The 21,758-nt window shown below is 69.4% G+C and carries 23 protein-coding genes; 14 read left to right on the top strand and 9 right to left on the bottom strand.

The window, feature by feature from the left end; genetic code table 11:
• Window positions 1-119: 119 nt before the first annotated feature.
• Window positions 120-614: a hypothetical protein gene (locus tag ACFYL4_RS08875; protein ID WP_387517597.1), complete on the top strand. Its 495-nt coding sequence runs from the start codon at window positions 120-122 to the stop codon at window positions 612-614.
• Window positions 611-916, top strand: coding sequence for a transcriptional regulator (locus tag ACFYL4_RS08880; protein ID WP_357766955.1), 306 nt, complete (start codon window positions 611-613; stop codon window positions 914-916). Before ACFYL4_RS08875 ends, ACFYL4_RS08880 begins: the two co-directional genes overlap by 4 nt.
• Window positions 917-1,238: 322 nt before the next feature.
• On the opposite strand, the gene ACFYL4_RS08885 is transcribed toward ACFYL4_RS08880, so the two are convergent.
• Both ACFYL4_RS08885 and ACFYL4_RS08890 read right to left on the bottom strand, forming a co-directional pair.
• On the bottom strand, window positions 1,239-1,931 hold the full coding sequence (locus tag ACFYL4_RS08885) for a DJ-1/PfpI family protein (protein ID WP_387517599.1): 693 nt from the start codon (window positions 1,929-1,931) through the stop codon (window positions 1,239-1,241).
• Between the two features lie 360 nt (window positions 1,932-2,291).
• Window positions 2,292-2,867, bottom strand: a complete 576-nt coding sequence (locus tag ACFYL4_RS08890) for a TetR/AcrR family transcriptional regulator (protein ID WP_387517601.1) — start codon at window positions 2,865-2,867, stop codon at window positions 2,292-2,294.
• Window positions 2,868-2,993: 126 nt separating this feature from the next.
• Here ACFYL4_RS08890 and ACFYL4_RS08895 point away from each other — a divergent pair, with 126 nt between their 5' ends.
• The 5 genes from ACFYL4_RS08895 (at window position 2,994) to ACFYL4_RS08915 (ending at window position 7,239) form a co-directional block, all read left to right on the top strand.
• Window positions 2,994-3,944 carry an NAD(P)-dependent alcohol dehydrogenase gene (locus tag ACFYL4_RS08895; RefSeq protein WP_387517603.1) on the top strand — a complete coding sequence of 317 codons (951 nt, stop codon included), beginning with the start codon at window positions 2,994-2,996 and terminating at the stop codon, window positions 3,942-3,944.
• A 92-nt stretch (window positions 3,945-4,036) separates the two neighbouring features.
• The gene (locus tag ACFYL4_RS08900) at window positions 4,037-4,678 is read left to right on the top strand and encodes a hypothetical protein (RefSeq protein WP_387517605.1); all 642 of its coding nucleotides are present in this window, start codon (window positions 4,037-4,039) and stop codon (window positions 4,676-4,678) included.
• A 151-nt stretch (window positions 4,679-4,829) separates the two neighbouring features.
• Window positions 4,830-5,732 (top strand): ATP-binding cassette domain-containing protein, encoded by a 903-nt coding sequence (locus tag ACFYL4_RS08905; RefSeq protein WP_387517607.1) that lies wholly within the window; start codon window positions 4,830-4,832, stop codon window positions 5,730-5,732.
• 11 nt (window positions 5,733-5,743) lie between these two features.
• Complete coding sequence (locus tag ACFYL4_RS08910; protein ID WP_387517609.1) at window positions 5,744-6,487, top strand: ABC transporter permease; 744 nt, start codon at window positions 5,744-5,746, stop codon at window positions 6,485-6,487.
• Between the two features lie 2 nt (window positions 6,488-6,489).
• On the top strand, window positions 6,490-7,239 hold the full coding sequence (locus ACFYL4_RS08915; protein ID WP_387517611.1) for an ABC transporter permease: 750 nt from the start codon (window positions 6,490-6,492) through the stop codon (window positions 7,237-7,239).
• Window positions 7,240-7,273: 34 nt separating this feature from the next.
• Here the strand turns inward: ACFYL4_RS08915 and ACFYL4_RS08920 are convergent, their stop codons facing one another.
• The 3 genes from ACFYL4_RS08920 to ACFYL4_RS08930 all read right to left on the bottom strand — a co-directional run bounded on the left by ACFYL4_RS08920 (window position 7,274) and on the right by ACFYL4_RS08930 (window position 10,640).
• A complete protein-coding gene (locus ACFYL4_RS08920) occupies window positions 7,274-7,963 on the bottom strand; it encodes a response regulator (RefSeq protein WP_387517809.1) in 690 nt (229 codons plus the stop codon).
• A gap of 46 nt (window positions 7,964-8,009) precedes the next feature.
• Window positions 8,010-9,194, bottom strand: coding sequence for a sensor histidine kinase (locus ACFYL4_RS08925; protein ID WP_387517613.1), 1,185 nt, complete (start codon window positions 9,192-9,194; stop codon window positions 8,010-8,012).
• Window positions 9,195-9,629: 435 nt separating this feature from the next.
• Window positions 9,630-10,640, bottom strand: a complete 1,011-nt coding sequence (locus ACFYL4_RS08930; protein ID WP_387517615.1) for a MerR family transcriptional regulator — start codon at window positions 10,638-10,640, stop codon at window positions 9,630-9,632.
• A gap of 609 nt (window positions 10,641-11,249) precedes the next feature.
• On the opposite strand from ACFYL4_RS08930, the gene ACFYL4_RS08935 reads away from it, so the two are divergent.
• The 3 genes from ACFYL4_RS08935 (at window position 11,250) to ACFYL4_RS08945 (ending at window position 13,705) form a co-directional block, all read left to right on the top strand.
• Window positions 11,250-11,810, top strand: a complete 561-nt coding sequence (locus ACFYL4_RS08935) for a TetR/AcrR family transcriptional regulator (protein ID WP_357766940.1) — start codon at window positions 11,250-11,252, stop codon at window positions 11,808-11,810.
• A gap of 84 nt (window positions 11,811-11,894) precedes the next feature.
• On the top strand, window positions 11,895-12,857 hold the full coding sequence (locus ACFYL4_RS08940) for an ATP-binding cassette domain-containing protein (protein ID WP_387517618.1): 963 nt from the start codon (window positions 11,895-11,897) through the stop codon (window positions 12,855-12,857).
• Window positions 12,854-13,705, top strand: coding sequence for an ABC transporter permease (locus tag ACFYL4_RS08945; protein WP_387517620.1), 852 nt, complete (start codon window positions 12,854-12,856; stop codon window positions 13,703-13,705). The genes ACFYL4_RS08940 and ACFYL4_RS08945 overlap by 4 nt, the downstream gene beginning before the upstream one ends.
• A gap of 428 nt (window positions 13,706-14,133) precedes the next feature.
• Here the strand turns inward: ACFYL4_RS08945 and ACFYL4_RS08950 are convergent, their stop codons facing one another.
• Window positions 14,134-14,676: a winged helix-turn-helix transcriptional regulator gene (locus ACFYL4_RS08950; RefSeq protein WP_387517622.1), complete on the bottom strand. Its 543-nt coding sequence runs from the start codon at window positions 14,674-14,676 to the stop codon at window positions 14,134-14,136.
• 62 nt (window positions 14,677-14,738) lie between these two features.
• On the opposite strand from ACFYL4_RS08950, the gene ACFYL4_RS08955 reads away from it, so the two are divergent.
• The 4 genes from ACFYL4_RS08955 (at window position 14,739) to ACFYL4_RS08970 (ending at window position 18,226) form a co-directional block, all read left to right on the top strand.
• Complete coding sequence (locus ACFYL4_RS08955) at window positions 14,739-15,296, top strand: dihydrofolate reductase family protein (RefSeq protein WP_387517624.1); 558 nt, start codon at window positions 14,739-14,741, stop codon at window positions 15,294-15,296.
• A gap of 163 nt (window positions 15,297-15,459) precedes the next feature.
• Complete coding sequence (locus ACFYL4_RS08960) at window positions 15,460-15,711, top strand: hypothetical protein (RefSeq protein ID WP_387517626.1); 252 nt, start codon at window positions 15,460-15,462, stop codon at window positions 15,709-15,711.
• A gap of 109 nt (window positions 15,712-15,820) precedes the next feature.
• Window positions 15,821-16,735 carry a phosphotransferase gene (locus tag ACFYL4_RS08965; RefSeq protein WP_387517628.1) on the top strand — a complete coding sequence of 305 codons (915 nt, stop codon included), beginning with the start codon at window positions 15,821-15,823 and terminating at the stop codon, window positions 16,733-16,735.
• Between the two features lie 228 nt (window positions 16,736-16,963).
• Window positions 16,964-18,226: a methyltransferase gene (locus ACFYL4_RS08970; RefSeq protein ID WP_387517629.1), complete on the top strand. Its 1,263-nt coding sequence runs from the start codon at window positions 16,964-16,966 to the stop codon at window positions 18,224-18,226.
• Between the two features lie 62 nt (window positions 18,227-18,288).
• On the opposite strand, the gene ACFYL4_RS08975 is transcribed toward ACFYL4_RS08970, so the two are convergent.
• From ACFYL4_RS08975 to ACFYL4_RS08985, 3 genes are all read right to left on the bottom strand, one after another.
• The gene (locus ACFYL4_RS08975; RefSeq protein ID WP_387517632.1) at window positions 18,289-19,236 is read right to left on the bottom strand and encodes a phosphotransferase family protein; all 948 of its coding nucleotides are present in this window, start codon (window positions 19,234-19,236) and stop codon (window positions 18,289-18,291) included.
• Window positions 19,237-19,654: 418 nt separating this feature from the next.
• The gene (locus tag ACFYL4_RS08980; protein ID WP_357766918.1) at window positions 19,655-20,119 is read right to left on the bottom strand and encodes a hypothetical protein; all 465 of its coding nucleotides are present in this window, start codon (window positions 20,117-20,119) and stop codon (window positions 19,655-19,657) included.
• A gap of 651 nt (window positions 20,120-20,770) precedes the next feature.
• The gene (locus ACFYL4_RS08985; RefSeq protein ID WP_387517635.1) at window positions 20,771-21,718 is read right to left on the bottom strand and encodes an AraC family ligand binding domain-containing protein; all 948 of its coding nucleotides are present in this window, start codon (window positions 21,716-21,718) and stop codon (window positions 20,771-20,773) included.
• Window positions 21,719-21,758 lie beyond the last annotated feature (40 nt).

A 21,758-nucleotide genomic window follows, 5' to 3' on the forward strand; every position in this document is an offset into this window, starting at 1 on the left:
CCCGGTCACCCGGAGTGGCGTGGGCGGAGTCCGGCGCTGGCCAGGGTCCCGGCCGGGCCTGGCGACTCCGGGGGTTGACAACGCCTGCCCATGGAATCTACTTTCCTTTTAGAAAGTTATTGACGAACGGACAGGAGATGATCATGGACGCCGACCCCACACCCCCGCTCGACCAGGCCGCCGAGGCCCGCCGCAGGCTCGCCGCCCACACCGCGCCGCCCGCCTCCTTCTGGGCCCTCCAAGCGGTCGGCTGCACACTGGTCGCGGGCCTGCCGATCTGGATGTCCCTGCTCGCACTCGACGGCCGCCACCTCCAGTGGGTCCTGGTCGCGGTGGCCGTGGCCGCGGCCGCACTGAGCTGGGTCCGACGGCGGCGTACCGGCGTCACCCTGCCCCGTTGGGCCAGCTCCTACCCCAGCGCCCGGCGCCCGCGCGTGGTGGTCCTGATCGTCACGGTCCTCGGACTGATCGCCATCCACACCCTGGTCGGACAGGGACAGGTGGGGCTGGCACTGGCCGTGTTGGGGCCCGTGGCTTTGGCCTCACTGTGCGGCTACCTGTGGGTACACGCGGCCATGCGCCGTGACATCGAGTCCGGCCGGGTACGGGCGTGAGCGCCCAACGCCACCCGGAACTGGAGACCGGACCCCGCCTGGCGATGTGCGCGCTCCTCCAGGGCGCCAAGTGGATCGACTTCGCCACCGTGCGCGACCTCATCGGCATCAGCGACCCGATGGTCTCCAAACACAGCCGCACCCTGGAGGCCGCCGGATACCTGGAGGTCCGCAAGGGGGCCGTCGGGCGCCGCCCCAAGACCTGGTTCCGCCTGACCCCGCAGGGCCGCACGGCCCTGGCCAGTCACCTGGCCTGGTTGAACGAGCTGGGGTCGACCACCACCGACGACCAGGGCCCCTGACCCCCGGCCGGAGGCTCACGTCGGCCAACCAGGTGTTCTCGGAGGCCGACTCTCCCAGCTACGCACCGTCCTCTGCACCATCAGCTCCCAGGAGCTGATCCGCACCCACTCGACGACATGCTGTGCCTGGCCGCCGTCCTTCAAGGACGGGCACTCCACGGCAGCGATGCTGATGAGCAAGCTTTCGGCCTACGGTGCCCTCTGGCCCAGCCCGAGGACGAGCCGGGCGTTGATCGCCGACTCCGAGGAGTGAGAGATCTCGTGGTGCCCCTGGACGTCGTAGATGGCCGTTGGGGGATCGGATGTGCGAGCGACGGTTCTTTCATCGAACCCTTCTCAGGCGCTCCGCCGCTCGATCCACCAGCGGACCGCGATAACGGTTCATCCTCTCGACGACATCAGCCACATGTTCGGGGTCCGCACCCGGTCGCATCGGTGATCCCGCGTCAAATGGCGGATTCGGATCGTACTCGATCGCGAGCTGTGCCCGCTTCGCCACATCCGAGCCGAACAGTTCGGATGCCAGCGTCAAAGCGAAGTCGATTCCACTGGAAACTCCGGCACCCGTGATGACCTTTCCATCACGTACGACGCGCTCCGCCGTCGGAATGGCGCCGAGGCGCTCCAGGAGACGAAGGGAGCCCCAATGGCTCGTCGCTCGTCGTCCATCGAGGAGGCCTGCGGCGGCCAACGCGAAGGAACCCGTGCACACACTGGTGACGTACCGCGCCCCGGCTGCCTGCCGACGGAGGAAATCGAGTGCCTGCTCGTCCTCGAAGAGTTCGAACGCACCCTGTCCTCCAGGTACGAACAAGACGTCAGCCTGCGAAGCGTCCGCGAACGTCGACGTCGGCACGATCGAGAAACCCGCATCAGTGGGCACAGGTTCGATTCGATGCCAGACCACATGCTGTTCGACACCTGGTAGGCGCGAGAACACCTGAACGGGGCCAGTGAGATCGAGTTGAGTGACGTTGGGGAACAGTAACGAGACGATACGCACCGGCTGCGACATGAGTCCCATCATACTGGTCGACGCTCACTATCCGTATCCCCGGGGGACTTGAGCAGCAATCGAACGGCCAGTGGCATGAGCGAGCCGTCGAGGCGCGGCTTACCGCCACCGGCCGTTCTGATTCGGATATGCGCGCAGCGGCCTACAAGGGAGGAATTGGCGGAAGAGCCGTGACCCATCGAATGGGGGAACCTGGCCTCTGCCGTGCCTTCTGACCATCGAAGACGAAGACGTCGCGGCGACGTGGTGCAGGCGCCTACCGGGCGACTCCGGCCAGCGTTCAGCCCGGAAGTCACCGGGTCTCACGGGAAACGGGCCGGGGTCCGGGCCGGACGTCAACCGTGGGATTTTCCGCGAGAACTACCGGGACCCCCTCACACGGAACGACCGCACGAAGTGCGTCACCACACGCTGGGCGGCGCGGGCGGCCAGGTCGCGGTCGGGCTCACCGTCCACGGCCGCCGTGACGGCGACCCTGAGCAGCCGCAGGTCCCCGGCGCCCACATCGGCCGCGACGCTCCCGCCCTCCCGGGCGCGGACCAGGAGGCGATGGAGTTCCTCGTGCACGCGCGCGTCCAGGGCCCGGGCCCGCTCGGGGAAACGCGCGCGGTGATCCGGGGAGCACGCGCGCGTGGCGACCGTCTCGGCGGCGACGACTCGGAGAGCGCGTTCCAACGCCAGATCGGCCGCGGCGGACCGGGCCAGCTCCTCGAAACGCTCCACCAGCTCCCGCTCCGCCTGCTCGGCCAGGTCCGCCACGAGTGCGTCGCGGGTGGGGAAGCGGCGGTGGACGGTCGCGTTCGAGACCCCTGCGCTGCGGGCCACGGCCTGTGTGGTCGCCTCCAGGCCCCGGTCACGGAAGACCGACCGGGCGGCCCTGAGCACACGGAGCCGGTTGCGTCGGGCGTCCTGCCGCAACTGCGGGTCCTGGACCATCTGTCGTCTCACTTTCGGCGTCGTCGGGATGGGCGGCAGCCGGGGTCCGGTTGCCGACAGTGGCACCGGCCACCACCGGTGAGAACCCACACAGACGGCGGGGGCTTCCCCGCACGAGGAGGAACCATGCGCGCGGTGCGCTACGAACGCTACGGAGGGCCCGAGGTCCTGGATGTCGTCGACGGGCTCACCCCGCCCCCGGTGGGCGCGGGCCAGGTGCGGGTGCGGGTGTCGGCGGCCGCCGTGGGCGGAGGTGAGGTCCCCATCCGAGCGGGGCGGCTGCGCCGTGTGCTGCGCCAGCGCATGCCCGCCGGGACGGGGGTGGACTTCGTGGGGAGTATCGCCCAGGTGGGGGCCGCCGTCACGCGCGTGGGGGTCGGTGACGTGGTGTGGGGAGTGGTCCCGCACGGCACCTTCGGCGCCATGGCCGAGCAGGTGGTCGTCCCGCAGGAGCGGGTCGCGGCGGCTCCGCGTTCGGTTCCGGCGTGGGAGGCCGCGGCGTTGCCGTCCTCGGGTACGACGGCGCTGCACGCCCTGACCCGGCGGGTGGCGCTGGGATCGGGGCAGCGGTTGCTGGTGCGCGGGGCGGCCGGAGGGGTGGGGGTGGTCGCCGTGCAGCTGGGCGTCCACCTCGGGGCACGTGTCACCGCGCTGGCCGGGGCGGCCCACCTGGACTGGTTGCGGGGGTTGGGCGCCGAGGAGGCCTTCGACCACCGCCGCACCGATCTGGAGGACCTGGGCCGCTACGACGTGATCGTCGACCTGGTCGGTACGCGGATGGCCCGGGTGCGGGACCGGCTGGTACGGGGAGGCACACTGTTCCCGCTGGCCCTGGACCCCACCCGCCCGATCCGGTCCGCGCTGTGGGTGGTCGCGGGCGGCCTGGACCGGCGCACGCGCCTGGGCGCGTTCAGCAACGACCCCTCGCAGGCAGAGCTGGAGGAGCTGGCGGCCCTGGTGGACGGGGGAGCGGTCGCGCCGGTGGTCAGCGCCGTGCTGCCGATGGAGGAGGTGTCCGAGGCGCACCGCAGGCTGGAGCGCGGGGGCGTGCGGGGCAAGATCGTCGTGACGCCCTGAGGGTAGGGGGCCCGGCGTCGCGCGGCCGCCGAGGAACCGGTGGACGCGGCGACGGGTTCCCGGCCGCCGGTACTCCGGATAGCCTGCCGCACATGACCTCCCGTGGATCGGAACCCCGCTCGGGAACGTCCGGGACACGGATACCGGGCGGACCGGGCTGGTACATGAACGCCCTCACCCTGCTTCCGGTGATCGAGGACCTGAGTGAGTTCCGCGCCGCTCACGAGCACGACCGGGCGCTGCCGGTCCTGGAGAAGCTCTGGGGCGGCCACCCGGGGAAGGCGGAGCCCCTCGCGCTGGCTCTGGCCCGCGCCGAGCCGACCGTGCGCCACCGGGCGCTGCTCGCTGACGTTCGTCGTGACCTGGGCCGGGTCGACTGGGCCGCCGCCGAGTACGGCGAACTGATCGACCTGTGCCGTGGCACCGCTCGCGAAGCCGTCCTGTGGCAGCACCTGGGCAAGGTCCACTTCGTCGCCCGGGACCACCCGAGGGCCGCCCGGGCCTTCGCCCTCGCTCTCGCCCTCCGGGTCCGCGGCGGCGCGGGGAGGGATCTGGTCGCCTCCTCCCGTCTGGCCCTGCGACGTGCGACGCTGCTGATCGGCGCCCTGGAGTGGTTCCCGCCCCGGAAGGAGTTCCCCGGCGGGGTTTCCGGTGGTCGGGCTGGGCCGTGCCCGCCCACCCACCCCGGCGACGTGGGCTGTGCCTGTCCAGAGCACTTACAGCCATGGGTGTGATGTCCAGGGCGTGGCGACGCGGTCCGCGTTCGTCAACGACACCCGTACTACTTGAAGTCGGATTCGCTGTTCGAGTCCTCCTCAAGGAGTACCGGGGACGTCATCTCCTGGGTCGATGCGTTCAGGCAGGGCTCTGGGACACAGTGATCGTGTGTCTGAAGCGATCACTACCCATGGCCTGGGCAAGACGTACGGAAACCAGGCAGTTGTCCAAAACCTAGATCTACGTGTTCCAAGAGGGTGCGTATACGGATTTCTGGGACCCAACGGGTCAGGGAAGTCGACCACCATGAAAATGCTGCTGTCGTTGGTGCGCCCCACCTCCGGCGATGTCCACATCATGGGCCGCCAAATGCAGAGGTCGACACGTCGCGATCTGCTGGGTGAAATGGGTTCGCTCATCGAGGCCCCGCCGGCCTACGTCCACCTCACCGGTCGCGAGAACATGCGATTGGCGCAGCGGCTATTGGACCTCGGCGATGGTCAGGTCAATCGGGCCGTAGAGGTCGTGCGTCTCCAGGACCATCTCGACAAGCGGGTACGCGACTACTCTCTGGGAATGAAGCAGCGCCTGGGAATCGCGATGGCGCTGGCCCGGGAGCCGCAGATCCTGATCCTCGACGAGCCCACCAACGGTCTTGACCCTGCCGGAATCGAGGAGATGAGGCGCCTACTCAAACAGTTGGCCGACCGCGGGACCACTGTGATGGTTTCCAGTCACCTGCTGGGCGAGATCGACCGGACGGCCACCGTCCTCGGTATCCTCAGCGAAGGCCGCATGCTCTTCCAGGGCACACGGGAGCAACTGTTCGCCCGGTCGGTCCCCGACGTGCTCATCGACACCTCAGATCCCGACCAGGCGACCGCTCTCACCGCCCGGTCGGGCGCTGTCCGCGACGGGGACAGCGTACGGATTCCCGGACTCGACCACGCCGCCACCGCTCACCTGGTGGCCTACCTCGTTGACAGGCGCGTCGCCATCCACGGCGTGCGCCGTGAGGATCAGTCACTCGAGGACGTGTTCATGGATCTGACAGGGGGACGGGGTCTGTGATCGGTCGCGCCGTGGCGAACGAGTTCGCGAAAATGCGCCGCCTGCACGTGGCACCCGTCCTTGTCATCATGGTCATCGGCGTGGTCGCGCTGTCGTGCATCACCTTCACCACTCCCGGATTCATGGCCTCGGTCGACGACCCCGCCGCGCAACCGTGGCAGTGGCTGCTCGCGGGACTGGCGCTCGCCGTGCCGCTGGTCTCGCCCATCCTTCTGGCGGTTCTGGCAAGCCGACAGGTCGACGTCGAGCACCAAGGCAACGGCTGGATCTTCTCCCAGACCTCCGGCCTGACTCCCGGTCACCTGTGCCGGGTCAAGTTCGTCGCCACCGGCTCACTCGTGGCCGCGGCCATCCTTGTCCAGAGCACAGTGGTGATCGTCCTGGGGGCGTTGGTCGGCATCACGACCAACTTCCCCACTGGGCAATGGCTGGGCTACACCGCCTCGATCGCGGTGGTGAATCTGGTGCTCCTCGCCCTCCACATCCTGTTGTCAGCACGCATCCCCAATCAGCTCGTAGGCCTGGGTATCGGCGTGCTGGGCGTATTCGTGGCCCTGTCCAGTACGGGGATGCCCCCATGGCTCAACCATGTGCTCCTTCCGTGGGGATACTACGCACTGTCCACTCCTGTCGACACGAGAGGAGGCGGCGTGGTCGCCCTCGACCCGCCCTACATGAGTGTGGTCATCCTCGGAGTCCTGGGCGGCGCCGTGTTCCTGGCCACCACCCGCATGTTCGACCGCCAGGAGGCCTGACCATGGGAGCGGTCCGAGCCGAGTTCCTCAAGCTGAAGCGCTCCCTGAGCTGGGCCGTGGTGGTTCTGCTGCCGCTGATGGCCGTCATCACCGGGGTGGCCAACACACTTGCCTCCGGCCAGCAGATGGGCGAGGGATGGCACACCCTGTGGATGCGGGTCGTGGTCTTCTACGGCTTGTTCCCGCTGGCCGTCGGCGTGGCAGTGCTGGCCTCGCTGGTGTGGCGGGTCGAGCACCAGGGAGGCAACTGGAATGCGCTGATGGGAAGTAAGGTATCCAGCTTCGAGGTGGTGTTCGCCAAGACAACAGTGCTGGTTTCCCTGGCTGCGGCCCTGCAAGCCGTGATGGTGGGCAGCGTGATCGTGGCCGGAAAGTTGGTGTTCGCGCTGCCCGGGGTCCTGCCACCCCGGTATTTCCTGGTCAGTGTCGTCATCGTCGTGGCCTGCCTGCCGGTGGCGGCCCTGCAATCCGGTCTTTCGATGCTCCTGCGATCGTTCGCGGCCCCCGTCGCCGCGGCTCTGTTGGGAGCGACCACCGGCGCATTCCTGCTGATGGTACGGCTCGACACCCTGTCGATGTTCCTGCCGTACGGACTGGTCAGCCGGGCAACCCAGTTGGGAACCGGGACATTCGCCGACAGCGGGGCAGTCACTCCCGCGGTCGTGGCCGTCCTCGTGGCCGCGGCTCTCGGCATCGCCGCAGTTGTGGTCACCGCTGCGGTGGCCATCTTGGACCGTCTTGACATTCGCTGACGAGACGCCGTAGGTCCCGGGTACCATCCGGGGCCTACGGCGTGGGGGCGTCCTGCCCGTCTCCGCGGGTTTCGACCAGGCCGGTGTCAAAGGCGAAGACCACGGCCTGCACGCGGTCACGCAGGTCGAGCTTGGTCAGAATCCGCCGTAGGTGCGTCTTGACCGTTGTCTCGGACACGTACAGCCTGTCGGCGATCTCGGTGTTCGACCATCCGCGGGCCACCAGTACCAGGACTTCACGCTCACGGGACGTCAGGACATCGAGGGACTCGTGGCGCGCCGGGCCGCCGTCATCCGCAGGCAGACGGTCGGCGAACCGGTCGAGAAGCCTGCGGGTGGCGCTGGGGGCGACAACAGCATCACCGGAATGGACCGAGCGGATCGCCGACAGCAAAGCGGTTGGCGGTGCGTCCTTGAGAAGGAAACCACTGGCCCCAGCCCTCAACGCGGCATAGACGTACTCATCGAGATCGAAGGTAGTCAGAATCAGTACCCGCAGCTGATTGCCCATGGAGCGGATGCGGCGTGCTGCCTCCACACCATCCATCCGCGGCATGCGCACGTCGATGACCACAACGTCGGCCTCCACGCGTTCCAGCAGCTCCAGCGCTTCGATCCCGTCCCCGGCCTCACCGACGACCCGCATATCGGATTGGGAGTCCAGGACCATCTGGAAGCCGACCCGCACCAGCTCCTGGTCATCCACGAGGATGACGCGGATCATCTCCTCCGACTGCTCGACCGGTGAATCCACGGCTCTTCCTTTCGTTTCACCTGGTGCTGGGGCGCAGTGGCAGTGACGCCACCACCTCGAAACCTCCGCCTGTGTGAGGCCCCGTCCGCACGGAGCCCCTGTACACCGACACTCGCTCGCGCATACCTATCAGGCCGTGCCCCCGGCTGTTGCCCGCGGCCCCAGGGGCGGCCGCGCCCCACCCGTCGTCGAGGATCCGCAGTTCCAGCGCGTCCGCGCCGTAGTGCACACGCACCTGGACACGGCTCACTCCGGGACCGGCGTGTTTGAGCGTGTTGGTCAGCGCTTCTTGAATCACGCGGTACGCGGCGAGTTCCACCCCGGCCGAAAGTCGGCGCTGCTGCCCTTCGGCGGTGAACTCCACCGGCAGTCCCGCCCCGCGCATCTGGCCGATTACCTGATCCAATTGCCTGATCCCGGGCTGCGGTGTGTACTCCTCCTCGCTTTCGCGGAGGACCCCGAGAATCCCGCGCACCTCAGCCAGCGCTGACCTACCCGTAGTCGCGATGGTTTCCAGTGCGCCCTTGGCCCGGGCCGGGTCGTCATCGATTGCGTAGGTCGCGCCGTCGGCCTGGATCACCATCACGCTCAGACTGTGAGCCACCACGTCGTGCATCTCGCGGGCGATACGCGCCCGCTCTTCGGCCACTGCGGTCTGTGCCTGGGTATCGCGCTCACGTTCCAGCCACCGCGCGCGCTCCTCCAAACCGAGGATGTAGCGTCGACGGACCTTCATATAGAGCCCGGTGACCCAGAACAGCAGGATGAGAAAGGTGTAAGTGGCGAAGGCGTCCCAGTCGCCCCAGTCAGCGTGGGGGGACCGCGCGATGGCCAGGAGCAGGCCGACTTCGACGATGCCCAGCGCGGTGAGCGTCCACAGCCACTGGCAGCGCGCCGCAACGGTGTACATGGCGACGACGACGGCGAAGTCGGCGGCGATCAACCCCACCCCCAGACCCAGTTGCACTGCGGCAACAACGGCGACGACCGTGAACACGGCCACAGGGAAGGTGCGCCGCCATGCCAGCGGTATCAGTAGCGCGAAAGCGGTGACGAGGTGCGGGGGCACGGACAGGTGGCCGGGGTCGGCGCCAGCGTAGCCAAGGATCGCGCCCGCACACAACAGCAGGAAGGGAGCGACGCTGATCGTATCGACGAGCATTTCGTGTCGCCGCAGCCAATGTTGCACTCTGCCGAACATCCGCTCAGTGTAAGTTCCCGAAATCGTCGGGGGAGATCAGAAGGGAGGAGGTGGCAGGCGGGTCTGGCCTGCTGGATATCGACCATCGAACAGTCGATGGCACGGTCTTTCCGCCTTGCGGGGCCACGCGGGCTCCAAAGGCGCGTTTGGCCATCCCGCGCAGCACGAGGTGGGGGCCGGGAACCGATGTCTGTCCATGCTCCGAGCGCACCGGAAACCTCCGTATGTTGCCAGGAGGAGGCCACATCGGCTTGGGACACCGGTTCCCGCAGCTGGGTCCGGGGGCAGTGGTCGGGAGCCTCGGGGCGGAGACGCGTTGCTCGCGGTCAGGGTCAGGCGGAAGCGCTGTTCCAGGTCGGACACCGACAGACGCCCAGATCCCCGCTCGACCTGTGGCTAGCTCCTCGCCCCCGACAGCGCAGGGGATCGGGGCGGTCAGGGTTGGTGGGGTTCGGGAGCGCTCATGGCGTCGGCGATCCAGGCGTAGGGCAGGGTGTCCTCGTCGGGCGGGGTGTCGTTGATCAGGGCCATCAGGTCCAGGTAGCGGCCGTGGGTGTGGTCGTAGACCGGGTCGGTGGACTGGGCGTCCTCTTCGGCGATCTGGCGTTCGAGTTCGGGGATGAGTCGGAACCCCTCGGCCTGGCGATTGCGGGCCTCGGGTGTCAACGGGGCTTCGGACAGTTCCATGGCGGCCTCCATCAGAGCGATGACGGCCCGCTGCGCGCGGGCGGAGCGCGGGTGCTCGCCGGCGCGGTGGGCGGCCAGGACCTCTTCGACGAGGGGGACTCCGCTTTCGTACATGAAGTGTTGGAAGGGCGGGCTGGCGATGTCGCGTCCCACGCCCGTGGAGTAGGTCTGGTGCAGGTAGGTGCGTACGGCGTCGCGGAAGGCCGGGTCGCGTACCAGGTCGGCCAGTTCGATCCATGCCTGGAGCTGGGTGGGGGTGGGGTCCTCGGGCAGGTGCGGGCGCATGGTGCGCAGGCGGTCGACGAACCCGTCGGGGACGTCGAGGCCGTGGGCGACGTCGTTCCAGAAGTCCTCGATGATCCGTTCGCGTTCCTCGTCGGTCATGGTCACGAGTTGGTGCATGAGGTCGGCGCGGGTGGGGGTGGCGCCCTGTTTGATGAGCGTTCGCAGTACGGCTGTTCGGGCGCGCAGGACGCGTTCCTGGTCGAGGACGATCTCCAGGTGGGTGGTGAGCAGGTCGTGCAGGGTGGTGTGGCCCTTCAGGAGGCGGCGGATGCCGTTGAGGTCGGTGTCGAGTTCTCTGAGGGTGCGTACGAGTTCCAGGCGGGCGATGGTGTCGACGTCGTAGAGGCGGTGGCCCGCGTCGGTCAGGTGTGTGGGCGGGACGGTGTCGGTGTCGGCGTAGAAGCGGACGGCGCTGACGCTCAGGCCGCTGCGGCGTGCGGCGTCTCCGATGGAGTACAGGGTGTCGTTGTCCATGGGGTCACTGTGGTGCCTCAAGTGGCTTGAGGTGCAAGCGCCTTTCGGGGTGGGGTGGGTTCGAACCCCGGTGGATTGTACAGCGCTGGCTGTACCTGCCGCGTTTTCGCGGGTGGGGGGTCCGCCCTCAATAACGTTGGGGGCGGGCGTGAGGGGTTCGGAGGGGGTGGGGACACCCTCAGGGTCCTGACTTCCTAGAAGGTTTGGTTATCGGAAGTCAGGATCGCGGGGTTCCTGGGATCTGTTTCGTCGCGAAATCCTACTAACGTTTCAAGAAAAACGTAACCAACGAAACGTTACAAGGAAGGGCCCCGCCACCCCTCCCCTCGCCCCGTGGGCGGGGGGAGGGCAGGGCCGGACCCCTTCTGGGGAGGCCGCCCTCGGCGATCTCCCCGCCGGATGCCGCAAGCTCGGGCCTTCGGCAAAAAGCCAAGGAGCCCGCCGAAGCGGGGGAGAGGCCTTCGCGCCTCACCCGTCGGCTTGCCGGGGCCGATGGGCCCGGGGGCGCGGGAGGTGAAAGGGATCACGGGTGTGTCCGTTTCCACTCTACCTACCGGTAGGTAGAGTGGAGACCGCACCCGCCCACCATTCCCAGGGGGAAGACCGCCCATGAACTCCAACACCCGAGAACGCGCCATGAGCGTCTACGCCGCCCACTTCGCCGCCCACGGCTACCGGGGAACCTCCCTGGAGGCAGTCGCCCGCGAGGTGGGGGTGCGCAAACCCACGCTGTACCACCACTTCCCCGGCGGCAAGGAGACCCTGCACCAGCAGGTGGCACTGGCCTTCATCGAACGACGCGGCCGCGCCCTGACCCGCGCCCTGGCCACCGAGGGCGAGTTGGCCACCGTGTTGGAAGCCGTCATCACCGAGGCGGTGGCCGACCCCACAGGGGCCGACACCTCGTTCGACCAGTACCTGTTCGACTCCCTGGACCAACTGGAGGAGGACGTGCGGTCCGCGTTGCGCACCGCCTACGTCTCGGCGCTGCTGGACCCGCTCACCGAACACCTGCGAAACGCGGTCTCCGCCGGCGAACTGGCCGACCGCGACCCGGCCCTGCTGTGCAACGCCTTCCTGCACCTGGCCCGCGCGGTGGACCTGAGCGGCGCCGAACCGGGCGCGCGCATGCTGGTCGAGCTCTTCCTCAACGGAGCCCGCCCCACCTGAGCCAGGCGCACACCGCTCCCACCCACCCCGCCTGGACCACACACGGCCCAGGCGCGGCCCTTACCGCACGAAAGCGAGGCAACCATGCACGGCAAGACACCGCCCTGGGCCATCGAGACCCAGGGGCTGACCCGCGACTTCGGCTCCACCACGGCCGTGCGCGGCCTGGACCTGCGAGTCCGGACCGGTACCGTCTTCGGGCTGCTCGGACCCAACGGCGCCGGCAAGACCACCACCGTGCGCATGCTCACCACCCGCCTGGTACCCACCGGCGGAACCGCACGGGTGCTGGGCCTGGACGTGGTGTCCCAGGCCCGGCGGGTGCGCACCCTGATCGGTGTCACCGGCCAGGAGAACGGTCTGGACGAGGAAGTCGACGGGCGTACCGGCCTCATACTGTTGGCCCGCCTGAGCGGACACCGCCGGGCGGTGGCCCGCGACCGGGTCGAGAGCCTGTTGGAGGTGTTCGACCTGACGGAGGCGGCGGGTCGGGCGGTGCGCACCTACTCCGGCGGTATGCGGCGCCGACTCGACATCGCCGCGAGCCTGTTGGGCTCACCCCGGCTGCTGTTCCTGGACGAACCCACCACGGGACTGGACCCGCGCAGCCGTGACCAGGTCTGGCACATGGTGCGTTCCCTGGCCGAGCAGGGCACCACGGTGCTGCTGACCACCCAGTACCTGGTCGAGGCCGACCAGCTGGCCGACCGGGTCGCGGTCATCGACCAGGGCCGTGTCCTGGCCGAGGGCTCCCCTGCCCGCCTGCGCGCCGACCACGGACGACCCCGCCTGCGCCTGCGTCTGGAAGAACGCGGCCACCTCGAGGAAGCCCGCCGGGTGCTGGCCGAGCACACCGACCACGCCGTGATCCAGGACGAGGACACCCTCACCGCCACCCTGACCGGGGAGGACCCGGTCGCCCGATCCGGCGCCCGGGCCCTGGAGGCCCTGGCCCGCGCCCGGGTGCCGGTGGGCTCCTTCGGAGTGCAGCCGCCCGAGCTGGACGAGGTGTTCCTGTCCCTGACCGGGAGCGAGGAGGCCGCGTGAGCGCCGAGACGACCGAGTACACACCGAACACCGGGGAGGAACGCGTGGACCGCACCGAGACCCTTGAGAATCTGATGGCGTATCCGGCGCCCGCGCGTCCCACGGCGGTGCGCTCGGTCGCCCTGTTGGGCGGCCGGGCCCTGTCCCACCTGCGGCGCGAACCCGTCCAACTCATCGACGTGACGATCTTCCCCGTGCTGATGATGGTGATGTTCACCTACCTGCTGGGCGGGGCGATCTCCGGTTCCACCGACGCCTACCTGTCCTTCCTGCTGCCGGGGATGATGGTGATGAGCGTGGTGTTGTGCACCGCGGCCGGTGGTGTGCGGCTCAACACCGACATCGAGCGCGGAGTGTTCGACCGGCTGCGCACGTTGGTGGGCTGGCGTCCGGCTCCGCTGGTGGGGTCGCTGGTGGGTGACGTGGCACGCTACACGCTGGCGGTGTCGAGCGTGCTGGGCGCCGGCCTGGTCCTGGGGTTTCGACCCCAGGGCGGGGTGGGGGGAACGGTGGCGGCGGTGGCGCTGCTGGTGCTCTTCGCCGTGTGCCTGACCTGGGTGTGGTTGCTGGTGGGGTTGGTGGCGCGTTCGGCGGCGTCGGTCACGGCGGCCAGCACCCTGCTGTTCCCGCTGGCGTTCCTGGGCGACGTGTTCGTTCCGGCCCAGACCCTGCCCGGGTGGTTGCGGGTGGTGGTCGAGGTCAACCCGGTGGCGCACCTGGCGCGGGCGGTGCGTGATCTCATGGCCGGGGCGGGAGTGACGTCCTCGGTGGTGTGGACGCTGGTGTGCGCGCTGGTCCTGGTGGTGGTGTTCGTGCCCTGGACGTTGGCCGTGTACCGGCGGCGTTGAGTCACTCTCCCCTCTCCTGCGTGGGGCCCGTGGAGGATGACCACAGGAACCAGCGGGAGGTCGGTGACCCACGCGGGAGGTCGGGAGACTGCTCGCACGGACAGCGTGCACACCCCCGTGGGTCGAGGATGATGACCACAGGATGTGGCGGTAGAGCCGTGACCTGGGCGACGCCTCGGTGACGGGGCCGATGTGCCCAGTTCGCGGCCCCAACGTTCGTGGCCATGCCGCATGAGTACCTCTCCGAAGACGGCTCCGATATCACCTCGACACACGGACGATGCTGGCGCTCATCCCCGCAGACGGACACGCCTGGCAGTTCACCACCGACGAAGCGGCCCCAACGTCGCACGAAACGTCGTGAGCACAGATCGGCGTGTTCGTGTGCTTCGAGCTTCACAGCGGTGGAAGCGACGCGTTCGGATCGGTCATCGTCCGGAGGATGCTTCCACCGCACGCTGGTGGGCCCGAGACAGCATGGTCAACACACTGTCGGCCGGTGGAGCCATCTCGTGGAGGTGTACGTCGCGTAGCTCGTCCATGAAGCGGTTCCACAGTTGGGGGCCGCCGTCAGCGAGGATCTGTGCACGGATCGCGAGTTCCGGTGCCGTGGGCAGCCAGCGAGTACCCCACTGACCGAGCTGGGCAAGAACCGGGATGAGCTCGATCGCGGGCTTGGTGAGTCGGTACTCAATCTTCTGTCGGTGGCTCGGGTCATCGTGTCGGCTGAGCAGACCCGCATTGACCAGCTTCGACAACCGGGAGGAAAGGATGTTCGAGGCGATCCCCTCCAGAGAGTTGCCCAGAAGTTCCCGGAAGTGACGGTGTCCTCCGAAGACGATGTCTCGCAGCACGATCAGGGACCACCGGTCTCCGAGTAGTTCGACGGTCATGTTGAGGGGGCATCCTGACCTGCCACCCGGCACCGGGAGGTGCTCGATGGGCTCTTCGTCGTGCACTGATTGCAACATGCAATCAGTATATGATAACGTGCAAACCGGTTGTTAGTTGCAAGCAGTAGGGGGTAGGGGTTGTGGGGCGTTTGCTCTACTCGATGATCGTGTCGGCAGACGGCTACGTCGCGGATTCGGAGGGTCGCTTCGCCGATTGGGCACGCCCCGACGAGGAAGTACTCGAAGCGGTGAACGAGGACACCGCCGACGTCGGCACGTTCCTGTACGGGCGACGCATGTACGAGATGATGGCCGTGTGGGAAACCGACCCCGCCGTACAGTCGCAGTCACCGCAGTCGGAGGAGTTCGCTCGGCACTGGCAGTCGAAGGAGAAGATCGTCTACTCCACCACGCTCGAAGACGTGGACACGAAGCTGACTCGCCTGGAGCGTGACTTCACCCCGAAGGAGGTTCGCGCGGTCAAGGAAACCGCGGGACACGACCTGACGGTGGACGGCCCCTCGCTTGCCGCTGAAGCATTCCGGCACGGTCTCGTTGACGAAGTGCACATGCTGGTCTGCCCCATCGTGCTCGGCGGAGGTCTACGAATGCTGCCGGACGTGAGACTCAACCTCCGTCTTCGCGCGGAGCGCCGTTTCGGCAACGACATGGTGCAACTCAAGTACACCGTTGATTGATGATGGGTGAGGTAAGTCCAGAGACGGTGACGCGGCCGACAGCGGCGGGTGTCGGCTACCGGCTCGGTGCGTTCCGCGGCAGCGAGGTATGGGCGTCGGTCGAGGACTCCGTCCTGCTGATCGGGCCGCCCTCTCGGGGAAGGACCTGCACGTGGTGCTCCCCATGATCTTGAACGCGCGCGGCGCGGTGATCGCGACCAGCACCCGCCCGGACAACCTCACCGCGACCCCGCGCGCCCGCGATCAGGTCGGCCCGGTCGCCGTGTTCGACCCGCAACGCCCCGCCGACGGAGTCCCGGCGGGGATGCGCTGGTCGCTGATGGGCCACGCCGACCTCGACACCGCCCACCGCGACACGCTGCCGGGCGAGGCGGACCAGGCCCACGCGTCGGAGGAGCTCACCATCGACCGGTGAGCGGTCGAAGGTCCACCGCCGAATCCCGTGGTCCTCCTCCTCACCCCCGGACCCGCGCCCGGCCGCACTCCGACGACGTGCCCGCACACGAACCCGGTACCGTCTGCGCATGAGCGAGATCCAGATCACCGCGGACCTCATCCGCACCCAGCTCCAGGAACAGCACCCGGACCTGGCCGATCTGCCCCTGCGCGAGGTCGAGGGCGGCTGGGGCAACCAGATGTGGCGCCTGGGCGATGAACTGGCCGTACGAATCCAGCGCATGGACACCGACCCCGCCCCCCAGCTCAAGGAACGCCGGTGGCTGCCCCTGCTCGCCCCGCGCCTGCCCCTGCCCATCCCCCTTCCCGCGCGCGAGGGCACCCCCACCGAGCGCTGCCCCAAGCTGTGGACGGTCATGACATGGGTGCCGGGCCTGCCCCTGGACCGCGGATCGATCACCCGCGGCGACCACGCCGCCCACACCCTGGCCGCGTTCCTGCGCGCACTGCACGCGCCCGCGCCCGCCGACGCGCCGCCCGACACCGGGCGCGGCGCCCACCCCAAGGACTCCACCCCCGCCTTCGACCGCTTCCTCGCCGGCCTGGACCCCCACACGATCGGCACCGACACCGCCGACCTGCGAGCTCTCTGGGACGACGCCGTCGCCGCCCCCGCGTGGGAGGAACCGCCGACCTGGGTGCACGGCGACCTGCACCCGGCCAACGTCGTCGTCGCGGACGGCACCATGGCGGGCGTCATCGACTTCGGTGACCTGTTCGCCGGCGACCCGGCCGTGGACCTGGCGGCCGCCTGGGTACTCCTGCCGCAGGGCGCGGCCGCACGCTTCTTCCGCGCCTACGCTCGGGCCGACCGGGCCACGGTCCGGCGCGCACGCGGACTGGCCGCGCTCAAGAGCCTCTTCCTGATGCTGATGGGCCAGAACGGCGACCGCGGCCTGCCCGGCGGCAAACCGGCGTGGGGCCCGGCGGGGCGGGCGGCACTGGACCGGGTCCTGAACGACCCCGCCACCGGCCCCGGCTAGGGCGCCGCGCACGCGGGCCGTCTCCTGCCGAGCCAGCCCCGGACCGCACGCCCACCCCGGCGCCGCCCGGTCCGCGGGCGGGGAACCCGGGTCACACCCCCTGGCGCGGGCGCCGGTGGGACCACACGACCGGCCCTTGTGCCCGACTCCGGTACCCTCCATTCGAAGGTTGGCTGCGACCATCGGTCAGGGTGCCCGGCGACACCGGCCCACGCCCGTGGACACGAGATGGGCAGCCGCACCCTCCCGAAGCGCACACCCGTGCTCGCGAGCACGGGCCCGCGCCCGCTCCTCGTCGAAGTGCCCCGTGCGCCCCGCACGTTCGACCGCAAGGAGTACACGGTGTCCACCCTCAACTGGACCCAGGACAACACCAGCCACACCCTCCGCTGGCACTCCGAGAGCGCCACACCGCCCCATAGACGGGTCGTCGGCGCGGACGACCGGACCAAGGCCGACGCCGCCTACCGTCTGGCCTGCGAGGGAACCGCCCTGATGTGGCAGGGGGACTTCCACAACGCACGTCAGCTCCTGAGCGCGCTGGGGCGCCGCGTCGACCGCACGCCTCCCCAACGCGGCGACACCCCGGCCCAGACCTTCCATCTGCACCGCAGGGCACGCGCTCACCGCGCCCGTGTGCTCGGGCGTCTCCTCGTCCGGCTGGACGGCGACCACGCCCTGAACCTGGGCCGGGCCCCCGACGTGCGTCGGGCCTGCACCGAGGCCTACGGCCCGCCGTCCGGGCCGATGGCCGTCGCCCTGACCGAACTCCTGGGCGTCATCGGGGCCCACCAGTGGCGCACCAAGGGCGTGGACGTACCGGCTCTGGGCGATCGCGTCCACCCACACTACGGTGTGTTCTCCCCGGTCAGGGGTGAGTACGTCGACCTCGTCGCCCACGCGCCCTTTCCCGCTCCGGCGTCCGACCGTGCCGGGCGCCGCACCGCGTTCGACCTCGGGACGGGCACGGGCGTACTCGCCGCCCTCCTGGCACGCCGGGGGATCGACCGGGTCGTGGCCACCGACATCAGTCCGCGCGCCCTGGCCTGCGCACGCGAGAACGTCCGCCAGCTGGGCGTGGGAGAACGCGTCGAGGTCGTGGGGCCCACCCTGTTCCCCGAGGGGCGCGCGGACCTGGTCGTCTGCAACCCGCCCTGGCTACCGGCACGGCCCACCTCCACCGTGGAACAGGGGGTCTACGACCCCGACGGCGACATGCTCCACGGTTTCCTGGACGGGCTCGCCGATCACCTGGTGCCGGGGGGTGAGGGATGGCTGGTCCTGTCGGACCTGGCCGAGCACCTCGGGCTCAGGAGTCGCGAGGATCTCCTCGCCAGGGTCGCGGACGCGGGCCTGCGCGTCGTGGACAGGGCTGACACCCGGCCCCGGCACGCGCGGTCCCGGGACACCGACGACCCCCTGCACGCCGCACGCGCGGCCGAGACCACCTCGCTGTGGCGACTGGCCCGGGCCGACGAACACGGCGGGTGACCGGGCCCCGCGCACCCCGGTTGTTCGGGGGCACGCGGGTCGAGGCCGGTGACCCGGGGGGATCAGCTCACACCGGCGGCGAGGGGCGTCGACCACCACTGGTCGACCGTTGGCCTGATGTAGTCCCGCAGCTCGGGGAGCTGCGGGACCAGGGCGAGGGTGGCGATGACCCGCAGCATGCCCAGGGCGTTGACGAAGGCGAGGACCTCCTCGTCGAGCGGCCTCGTGCCGTTGCGTCGTGCGCCGCGGTCGTAGGCGGCCTGGTGCTCGGGGCCCAGAGAGGCCAGGTCCCACTCGACCGGCCCCAGGGTGATCAGCTCGAAGTCGGCGTAGAGGTCTCCGTTCACACCGTGGAAGACGTTCGCGGGAGGGGAGTCGCCGTGGACGGGCTGGACGTCGGCGCCGGGGAAGCGGGCCTCGAAGGCGGCGCGTGAGCGTGCGAGGGGTTCGAGGAGGGCCCATTCGCGGTGGGCGCGGTCGAGTTCGGCCGCTCCGATCAGGTCGGGGTGCTGTTCGAGTCGGGTGAGCTCCTCCGTGATGGAGCCGGGGTCGGCCGCGGACAGGAACTCCAGTTCGCCCGGGTAGTCGCGTAGTGCCGCGTGCAGGTCGGCGACGCTCTCGGCGTTGGCGACGTAGTCGGGCTCCTTGTCGCGGTCCTCTTCGACGAACGGCCAGAACGTCATGGAGAACCCGTCGCGTTGAACCGGCTCCCCGGGGACGAGGGGGCTGGGCGCGATCACGGGGACGTCGCGGTCGGCCAGCCACCGGGTCACGTCCAGTTCGTGCTGTTGGCGGTGCGCGAGGGCCGCCAGGTCGTGCGGGCGGGGCAGGACCGTGGGAATCCTGGCCACGACCGGTGCGGGGGCCAGGTGGACGACGACGGAGAAGAGGTCGTGGAGTACGACGGGGTCGGTGACGGTCAGGCCGAGTGCGCGCCCGGCCGTCACGGCCGCTCGGACGGCGGCGGCGGTGCGGTCGGCGCGCTGTCGCGGCGTCAGGTGGGTGGTCACGGGTCGTCCTTCGGCTCGGTGGAGCGTGGGTGCGGCGATGCGGGATGCGGGCGGGCCGACCGGGAGAGGGCGACGTGCTGGAGCGGAAGTGGCCGCCGGGCATCCACTCGTGGCGCTCGGTTCCCTCGGCTCCTTCACTGACGGTCCAGGTGCCCGTCAGCCGATCGAGGGTGCGGACGTCGTCGGTGGGGGCGTGGGGGGCTGTGTAGGCGCCTTCACGGAGTCTTCTCCTTCGTGTGTGGTGTTCGCCGGTACCTCGTGGCGGCGGTCGGCTCCTCGACCCGTGCAGGTCCTCTATGCCCTCGATGTAGCGCTGGCGCAACTCGCCGCGTTTGCCTTGGAAGACGTGCCATCCCGGGGCGTGGCGGGACTTGATCCCCCTAGGTTTCGTCGTCCAGGTGGGTGAGTAAGTGCTGGATCAGTGGTGGCGGACGGTGACGTCGAAGCGGGACCGGGGCCAGGTGTTCAGGGTGAAGACCGGGCACCGGAGAGAGCCTGACAGCAGGCCGTACAGGTAGTCGGTGGCGGCCACGGTGTGGCGGGCCCAGACGGAGCTCCGACAGCCGTCGGCGATGACCGCCCAATCGTCGGGGTCGCCGACAGCCTCCAGATAGAGGTCGTTGCCGTTGTCGTCCGACCCCAGGATCAGCAGGTCATTGATGACGACGTCCCAGTCCCCCTCGGCCTTGTGGTCACCGGACCAGCGTTTTTCGTGGCCGCCCCGGATCGGGATGACGTCAGCCTTGTACACCTGCCTGAGATCCTCGCGGCGTCCTGCGGAGTACGTCAGGAGCCTCTCATTAATGCCGAAGCTGAACCGGTTGTCCACCTCCACAGCGTTGTGGCCGATCCGTGCGAAGAACTCGCGCAGGTCCGAGGGCATAGGCAGAGCGGGCGGCGGACCGGCCCGTTCCGGAGGACCTTCGGGGAACAGCAGTTCGATAAGTGCGCTAACGGCGGGCACGGGCCGTCCTCTCGTCCGGGGGATGGGGACAGAGTGTCTCATCCGGCAGGGACGATCGGAGCATCCAACCGTAGGAGATCGTGGTGGTGATGGCGCTGAAGCCCAGGCGGTGGTGCACAAGCCGGGGTCACACGACGGTTCTCAGCCTCCTGTGCGCATGCACCTGGAAACGCTGCGCGAACGCTCCCAGCAGTTGGCCCAGGGGGCGGGGAGGGTGAGGTCGCTCCGCGAATATCCGGATCGGAGCGGCCGGTGGCGGTAAGCCGGAACCGGGGCCCGAGCTGTCCGTCGTCCCTGCCGTCAGCGAACAGCGACCGGTGCGCATCGGTGACGCCCGTACCTCCACCGCCCGCCAGGAGCTGGCCGCCCTGCGCCGGGGCGAGTGCCACGAGAAGTTCGAGGAGGTGCTGGCGAGCTCGCCGTGATCGACGTGAGCGCGCGGTGGACATCGCCTCGCGCATCATACGGGTCCTGGGGGAGCCGGTTGAGATCCGGCCCATCATGGGCGAGGACCGGGTGAGGGGCCGGGCGCCGCCGAGCACGGCGTCCGGACCCTGGATCACCGGTGGGTCAGGCGGTGAAGTCGAGGACGAAGTCGAACTCGGCGAGCTGTCCGGAGCCGTCGTTGGTGACGTTCATCAGCAGGCGCGGGTCGAAGAGCATGTCGGTGCCGTTGCGCGGTTCGCCGGGGAAGTAGAGCTGGGTGGTCAGGACCGGCTGGTTGGGGGCCTGGAGTTTGACGTGCAGGTGGCGGGTGCGGCCGGGGTAGAGGCCCGGGACGATGGTCGTGAGGTGGAAGGCGCCCTCCGCGTTGGTGAACTGGTGGCCCCGGTAGTCGTAGCCGACGTTGTCGTAGCCTCCGGCGTTGTCGGCCTGCCAGAAGTCGACCAGCGCGTTGGGGACGGGGCGGCAGTTGCGGGAGAACACGTAGCCGGACACGGCCAGCGCCACACCGGGGTGGCCGGGGACGACCAGGTCGGTGCGCTGGGGGGAGTTCGGCTTGAAGTAGGGGCCCTCCATCTGCGGGGGCGTGGGGTCGTCGCCGTCGTCGCACTGGGGGGTGGGTGCCAGGGTGCGGCCCTGTTCCGCGGCGTCGCGGGCCAGTGCGGGGGCGGCTCCTGCGGTGGTGGACAGGAGTGCGGCGGCGGGGGCGGGGATGTGCCAGGGGCGTCGGGTGGCCAGGCGTCGAAGGAGCGCGCGGTCCTGGGGGTGGTCGAGGAGGAAGGAGTCCTCCAGGAGGAGGACGCGGCCCTGCACGTTGTGGGCGCGGTCCCAGTGGTGGACCTGACCGGCGGCCAGGATGCCCAGGTTGGGCGGGGTGATGGGCCATCGGTGCAGGTCGATGACGTGGTCGCCGGTTCCGGAGGTGACGTGGACGATCTCGTGGAAGGTGTGGCGGTGCGGGAAGGCGGCCCGGGACAGGGGGCCGATGGTGTCGAAGGTCCCGATGGCGAAGGGCAGGTGCCGCGGGGCGGGGACCTCCAGCCGGTGGAGTTCCAGGGGGGAGGAGGTGCGCATGGGCGCTCTCCTACCCGGGGTCGGGGGCCCTACTCCGGCG

Origin of the sequence: Nocardiopsis sp. NPDC006938, from assembly GCF_042869555.1 — a bacterium.
Classification (GTDB): Bacteria; Actinomycetota; Actinomycetes; order Streptosporangiales; family Streptosporangiaceae; genus Nocardiopsis.